5 protein-coding genes and 1 pseudogene are annotated in these 7,212 nt (G+C 60.8%); all 6 read right to left on the bottom strand.

What is annotated here, in order from left to right; translation table 11 throughout:
• Positions 1 to 1,079, bottom strand: a 1,079-nt coding sequence (locus AC1DH9_RS24030; protein ID WP_477808901.1) for an OprD family outer membrane porin, incomplete at its 3' end; no start/stop codon positions are given.
• Positions 1,080 to 1,182: 103 nt separating this feature from the next.
• A complete protein-coding gene (locus AC1DH9_RS24025; protein WP_477808900.1) occupies positions 1,183 to 2,832 on the bottom strand; it encodes a dipeptide ABC transporter ATP-binding protein in 1,650 nt (549 codons plus the stop codon).
• A gap of 2 nt (positions 2,833 to 2,834) precedes the next feature.
• The gene (locus tag AC1DH9_RS24020) at positions 2,835 to 3,695 is read right to left on the bottom strand and encodes an ABC transporter permease (protein ID WP_427539968.1); all 861 of its coding nucleotides are present in this window, start codon (positions 3,693 to 3,695) and stop codon (positions 2,835 to 2,837) included.
• Complete coding sequence (locus AC1DH9_RS24015) at positions 3,692 to 4,486, bottom strand: ABC transporter permease (protein WP_477808899.1); 795 nt, start codon at positions 4,484 to 4,486, stop codon at positions 3,692 to 3,694. The genes AC1DH9_RS24020 and AC1DH9_RS24015 overlap by 4 nt, the downstream gene beginning before the upstream one ends.
• 10 nt (positions 4,487 to 4,496) lie before the next feature.
• Positions 4,497 to 5,862: pseudogene (locus AC1DH9_RS24010) on the bottom strand (ABC transporter substrate-binding protein).
• Positions 5,835 to 6,932 carry a C45 family autoproteolytic acyltransferase/hydolase gene (locus tag AC1DH9_RS24005; RefSeq protein WP_477808898.1) on the bottom strand — a complete coding sequence of 366 codons (1,098 nt, stop codon included), beginning with the start codon at positions 6,930 to 6,932 and terminating at the stop codon, positions 5,835 to 5,837. The pseudogene AC1DH9_RS24010 and the gene AC1DH9_RS24005 overlap by 28 nt, the downstream one beginning before the upstream one ends.
• Between the last annotated feature and the right edge of the window lie 280 nt (positions 6,933 to 7,212).

The raw sequence follows: 7,212 nt of genomic DNA, 5'->3' as shown, positions 1-7,212 counted from the left end.
CCCTTGGCGTAGCGCGTGGAGAACAACAGCCCCGGAATGCCCACGGTAGCAAAGTCAAAATCGTAGCGGGCGTGCCAGGCGCGTTCCCTGGTTTGTGAAAAGTTGCTCAGTTGGTATTCGGTGAACAGGTAGGTGTTGCTGCCGTCGACATACGCAAACGGCGTTTCACCGTACTGCTGCTGGAAGCCACCACCGATGGAGTGTCCGGCAATCGCATACATGAAGCGCGTGCTCAAGGCGCGGTTGTCGACGGTGCCGGCCAGGCCTGCACCGGCGGCGTCGGCGCTGAAATAGCGGATATCGCTTTTCAGGGTGCCGCCGCCCAGCGCCAGGCTGTGCTTGAGACCGACATAGTGCTGCTGATAAATGTCCTCGAGCTGCGCGTAGTAATAGCTACCCGTCAGCGTTGGGTTGAACCGGTAATCAGCGCCGCCAAAACGGAATTCATCGCTTTTTGCCGAGCTCTTGTAAGCGCCGTTCTGGCTGGTCAGCCCCATCTTTTCGTAGTTGGTCKATTCCCGCTGTTTGACCTGATCGATCTGMCCGCCGCGTAAGGTCAGGCCCTTGATGTCGCTCGAGCTGAGCAGGGCGCCTTCGAAGCTCTGCGGCAACACTCGGCTGGTGTTCGGTTGCAACAGCGGCAGGTCGGGCAGCAAATGGCCGACACGCAGCTCGCTCTTGGCAACGCGGGCCTTGGCGGTCAGGCCTACCTTGGAATAGCTGTCGTGGGCACGCCTGGCGTAACTCGGTTTACCCGGTTCGGCTGTGCTTTCTCGGGACAACAAACCGCTGCCGGAGCGATCCGGGCTGGAGTCGAGCTTCAGTCCGAGCATGCCGAGTGCGTCCAGGCCAAAACCGACCGTGCCTTCGGTGTAGCCCGACTGCAGGTTCAGCAGAAATCCCTGGGCCCATTCATCACGCTTGGACTGGCCATTACCTTCGCGGTAGTCGCGGTTGAAGTAGTAGTTTTTCAAGTCCAGCGTGGCCTTGCTGTCCTTGAGGAATTCCGCTTCGGCGGCCATCGGCAGCAGGCTGGTGCCGCCGATCAAGGTCAAGTGCTGCATGAGTCGTGCGTTCATGGTGTTGGCTCCTGTGAGGGCTTGTTGTTTTTTTTGGGGGCATGGCTTCGCCATGGGCGCATTCAGTGGTGTCTGAAAGCGCCCTAGGTGAGGTCAGTAATGACTAAGGCGTGGGCTGCAGGTTTTCGGGTTTTGGTCGCAGCCGGTAACCGCCGCTTGCCAGTTGTTCCAATGGACTGGCCGCTGCCAGCAATTGGCGGGTGTAGGGATGCAAGGGCTTATCGAAGACCGCTTCGCGACTGCCGATTTCCACGATATGGCCCTGGTGCATGACCGCCACTCGATGGGCGATGCGTTCGACGGCCGCCAGGTCATGGGAAATGAACAGGCAGGCAAAGCCGTACTGCGCCTGCAAGCGCTCGAACAGTTCGAGGATCTGTTTCTGGATGGTCATGTCCAGCGCCGAGATCGGTTCGTCGGCGATCACCAGTTGCGGGTGCCGCACCAGCGCTCGGCCGATGGCCACCCGCTGGCGTTGTCCACCCGACAGTTGATGGGGAAAGCGCTCCATGAACGCTTCCGACAAACCGATATCCACCAGCGTGGTGGCGACACGCTGACGTTTTTGCTCCTCGCTCAGCTCCGGCAGATGGCGCAACGGTTCGGCGAGGGTTTCGCCAATGCGCATCCGCGGATCGAGGGACGAGTAGGGGTCTTGAAAGATTATCTGGCATTGCAGCCGATGATCACGCTGACCGGCCTTGAGGATATCGACGCCCTTGAAACGAATCTCGCCGGCACAGGGCTTGACCAGTCCCACCAGTGCGCGGCCCAGTGTGGTTTTACCCGAACCACTGCCGCCGACCAATGCCAGGGTTTCACCGGGTGCGATGCTCAGGTTGGCACTGTGAACGGCGCGCTTGGGTTGCGATTGACCCCAGAACCGCGCCTGACCCGGATGCTCGATGCTGACACCGGTGATTTCCACCAGCGGTTTGTCGGTCGCTGGCAACGCGGCCAGTTCGCCGCGCTTGGGCAACGCTTCGAGCAATTGGCGGGTATAGGCGTGTTGCGGTGCCAACAGGATGTGATTGATCGAACCTTGCTCCACGGCCTGACCGTGGCGCATGACCACCACCTTGTGGGCGYAACGCGCCACCAGCGACAGGTCGTGGCTGATGAACAGGATCGCCGTGCCTTGCTCGCGGGTCAGCTCCAGCATCAGCTCGATCACGTCCAGTTGCGCCAGGCAGTCGAGGGCGGTGGTGGGTTCGTCGGCAATCAGCAACGCCGGGCGCAGCAGCATCACCGAAGCGAGCATGATCCGCTGGCGCATGCCGCCGGAAAACTCATGGGGATAGGCGCTCAGGCAGCGCTCGGGGTCGGTGATGCCGATACGCGTCAGCATGTCCACGCAGCGTTGGCGAATCTGTGCCTTGCCCAGGTCGGTGTGCAGGCGCAGACCTTCGGCCATTTGCTCGCCAATGCGGATGGCCGGGTTGAGCGAAACCATCGGTTCCTGGAACACCATGCCGATTCGCGCACCGCGGATATCACGCAATTGCGCACAGCTCAGCTGATTGAGGTCCTGGCCTTCGAAGCGAATCGCACCGCCACAGACTTCCATCGGCAGTGGCAGCAGGCCAATCGCTGCGCGAGCGGCCATGGTCTTGCCGCTCCCGGATTCGCCCACCAGCGCGACAATCTCGCCAGGTGCGACGGTGAAACTCAGGTCGTTGACCGCCAACGGGCCTTCGGCGCCAGCGCGGATCAGCAGGTGGTCGACTTCAAGCAACAGTTTTTGACTGGGCATGATCAACGGCTCATTCGAGGGTCGAGGCGGTCGCGCAGGGCGTCGCCGAACAGGTTGATGGCGACCAGCGCCAGGGCGATGAACAACCCCGGGAACAGGCCGAGCCAGGTGGCATTGGCAATGTACGGGCGGCTGGCGGCGAGCATGTTGCCCCAGGTCGCTGCGGGTGGCGGAACACCCAGGCCGAGGAAGCTCAAGGCGCTTTCCGACAGCAGCGTCCAGCCGAACATGCTTGTGGCGAGCACGCACAGTGGCGCGACACAGTTGGGGGCGATGTGCCGATACAACGTGTAGAACTCGCTGTTGCCGATGACCCGTGAGGCCTCGATGAACTCGCGTTCTCGCAGCGACAGCACGCTGCCACGTACCACCCGAACCACCGACGGCGTGTAGGCGATGCTCAAGGCCAGAACGATGCCGTACTGGCTGGCCCCGATGATCGCCATCAAGCCCAACGCCATCAGGATGCCAGGGAACGCGAGCAATGCATCGTTGATCATCATTAGCAGGCGATCGGTCCAGCCCCGCAGGTAACCGGCGAGCATGCCGATTACACTGCCGAAAAACAGCGCCAGGCACACCGTCAGCAAGCTGATCCACAAACTGGTGCGCGCACCGATGATCAGGCGGCTGAGCACGTCACGGCCAAACTCGTCGGTGCCTAGCCAATGCAGCGCCGAGGGGGCCTTGAGGCGCGACAGCAGATCGATTTTCAGCGGGTCGTAAGGTGTCCAGAACACACCGACCAGCGCCATGCTGATCAACAACACCAGCAACGTGCCGCCGATCAAGGCGTTTGCCGGTGGCCAGCGCAACGGGCGACGCGCGGGCGTAGCGTTCACGGGAAGCAGGGAGACGGTCATAATTTCACCCTTGGGTCGAAGAGTGGGTAGAGCAGGTCGACCAGCAGGTTGACCGCCACGTAGATGAACGTGATCAGCAGCAGGCAGCCTTGCAGCACGGGGTAGTCGCGAGCGTAGATGGCGTCGACCATCAAGCGACCGATGCCAGGCAGGGTGAACACCGTTTCCAGCACCGCGATGCCGCCCAGCAAATTGCCGAGGATCAGGCCGATCAAGGTCCAGGTCGGCGCAAAGGCATTCGGCAGTGCGTGGCGCCACAGCACCGCGCGTTCCGACAAGCCCTTGGCTCTGGCGTGGGCGATGTATTCCAGCCGCAGCACCTCGATGGTGCTGGCCCGGGCCATCCGGGTAATGGCTCCCAACTCCACCAGCGTCAGGGGGGTTGCGCCGGTGACCAGCCCGAGGTCCAGCGCGCTGTCCTGTTTCCAGGCCGCGAACAGGCCTGCTGGAACGGCAATCAACGCCGCCAGCAGAACCGCCACCAGCACGATGTTGGCGCTGACCGAGAAACGGTCGAGGATCAACTCGAGCACCGGTTGTTTGCTGGTGATCGACACGCCGAGGTCGCCACTGAGCACCGACTGCAACCAATACACGAACTGCACGCCGATCGAGTGATCCAGCCCCAATGCTGCGCGGGTGCTGGCCAGGCTTTGCGGGTCGGCCATATCGCCGAGCATCAGCAGCGCCGGGTCGCCGGGGATGAAGCGGATCAGCGCGAACACCACCACGGAAATCAGCAGCAAGGTCGGCACCGACAGTGCCAGGCGTTGAGCGATAAATCGCAACATGATCGATCTCCTAGTCGGCCAGTTTCACGCCCCACAGGCGCGGTTTGGCGATGGGCCAGGAGCGGTAACCTTCGACCCGATCCTGAAAGGCACCGACGGTACTGCCGTTGTACATCACCACCATCGGCACATCGGCGAGCATCTGTTGGTGCAACTGATCGAACAGGGCCTGACGCTTGGCCGGTACGATTTCGCGCATGGACTCAAGCATCCAGCCCTGTGCCTGGGGGTTGTCCCAGACCTTGCGGGGTTGCTGGTTGTTTATTGGTGATGATTTTCAGCGGCTGGCCGTTGTAACCGGCTTCCTTGAGCAGGCGCCTGGCTTCTTCGATGTTGGCTTTGTAGCCCTGTTTTTGAACGGTTTTGTAGTAGGGGCTGGTGTCTGGCACCACCGAGTTGTTGGCGTGGGACGTGCCTTCGGTGAGTGCCTGGACCATTTGTTCGCTGTCCAGCGACAGCGCGATGGCACGCCGAATGCGCACGTCCTTGAGCAGTGGGTCGCGGGTCTGGAACAACAGCGCGTTGAGCGACATGTTGGAGCTGCTGGAGGTCTTGATACCTGGCAAGGCGCCGAGTTCGTGGGCGTCCATCACCGTGACATCCGGCAGCACATCGACGCCTTTGGATTGCAACGCGGCTTTGGCTGAAGCGGCATCAGGGATGACCATGAAGCGCAGGTTATCGATAAACGCCTGCTTGTTGCCGGTGTAGCCGTCGGTGTCTGTCTCCGGACGGGCGCTGTAGTCGGTAAAGCGTTGCAGGTCGACGTATTGCCCCGGTTTCCATTCGACGAGCTTGAACGGTCCGGTGCCGATTGGTGCTTGCCACTTGCCGTTCGCATCGACAGAGGAAGGGTGCAGGATGCCGGTGCCGCCGCAATCGGAACGGGCCATTTGTGCGAGGAACAAGCCATTGGGTTTGTCCAGCGTGAAGACCACGGTCAACGGATCCGGCGCACTGATGTCGGCGACTTTCGCCACCCCGCGGCCATCGAAGTCTGCAAGACAGCGCCATTGGGTTTGCGGGTCAAGATAGCGTTTCCAGGTCCACAGCACGTCGGCGGACGTGAGGGCGGCGCCGTTATGAAACCTCACCCCGTCACGCAGGGTGAATTGGTACTCGAGGCCATCGGCCGACACCTCGACCTTGCTGGCCAGCAGCATGCCGACCGAGGCGTCTTCGCGGTAAGCCACCAGGCCTTCGACAATGTGCAGGATCACCGCGTCGGTGTTTTCGTCGCGATTGACGCCGGGGTCGGTGCTGCGGATATCCGCATTGAGGGCTACCCGCAGAGTGCTGGCGGCTTCGGCGCTGAGACTGCCAAGAACGAAACTGCTGAACCCTAGCGTCAGGGCGATACGAGTGAATGTATGCACGGGAGTGATTCTCCATAGGCGGTTTGCGACGGTGAGAGCCGGCAGGCGTCGCAAACCGTTAGTTGTTTATTGTCATTGTTCTTGTTGCCGGCCATGTTGGAAAGTGGTGGCCGACACACCGCCCACGGCGTGCCGAAGTCATCGAAGAAGGCTTTTTTCAGGTGCTCGGCGGTCAATTGCCCGGGCGTTTCGCTGAGGATTTGCCGCACACGCACGTCGCGATAGAGGCTTTCCGGAACGCTGTTCAATCCGGCTTCACGCAACTTGCCCAATGCCACCGGGCTCTGCCAATGGTTGGCGTGTACGAGCAACCCCTGTTCGGCCTGAATCGGGAAGACTTCATCCGGGGCGCATTCAAAGTTGATCGCATAGCCGCCAGCGTGACTGAGCATCATGTTGTTGGAGGTGGATTTGGCCGTGGTGGCGACCACCTTGATCGACAGCGCAAAATGCGCAGCCTCCAGCGCCTTGCGTCGAATGAATGGCAGTGGCACGCCGACCTGGGTGTAGTCGCGTTCGGACTCCAGGTAGTTGGCGGTAATCGCGGTGCCGATCGAGTTCAAGCCGTTGCGGGCCAGGCCGCCGGCTTCGGTGAAGGTCAGTACATCCGGGCCGTCTTCGCGCAGGACTTTCAGCACAATGGCGCTCTCGGCGCATTCCGCGCGCCAGTCCCAGTTTTGTCCGTGAATCACTTCGTTGGCGGCCGATGCCGTCGGCAGAATCACCGCGCCAGTGCAGCCATCCGGATCTGGCAGGCGAGCCTTGCGTCGGCCCAGCTGGATGATCTCGGTGCGGGCGTTGATCAGCACGATAGCTTCGAAATCACAGCCTGCACCCTCGGCGATACCGCGCATTTCCTGGGCGTACTCAGGCTCGAATGCTTCGATGCTGGGCACGAACTCATTGGCAAAGCCACGGATGTCGGCCCAGGTGTAACCCATCTTCAGCAGCTGGACAGAGTAGATCTCGATGCTTTTGTGAATGCGCTGACTGACCGCTTGACCGTATTGGAGGCCGCGGTCGAAGGGGGTGCCGCTGATCTCGACGAGAGGGAAAGGGGAGTGGCTCATGGTTGGCAATCTCATGTTTTTTGTTTGTGTTGAGTACAAGAATTGCCGGATATAAACCGACTGTCAATGCGTTTTGGTGGCGGATAAAACCTTGCTGTAGGAATCCTACAGCGGGCTATCGGCTGCGTTATGTGCGCAAAGCCCCTGTTTGTCGGTGTTGTAGCGATGTTTAAAACGTGTCGCCTGCCTTGTTGTTTATATGCTGTGTATTTAGCTTTCGTAAAAATCGGAAAGGTCCTGCTTTTTGTGCGTGCGAGTGATGAAGGACGTTGCCCTGTAG

The organism is Pseudomonas sp. 05T35 (assembly GCF_056396605.1).
This window is presented reverse-complemented; position numbering and strand designations above follow the sequence as displayed.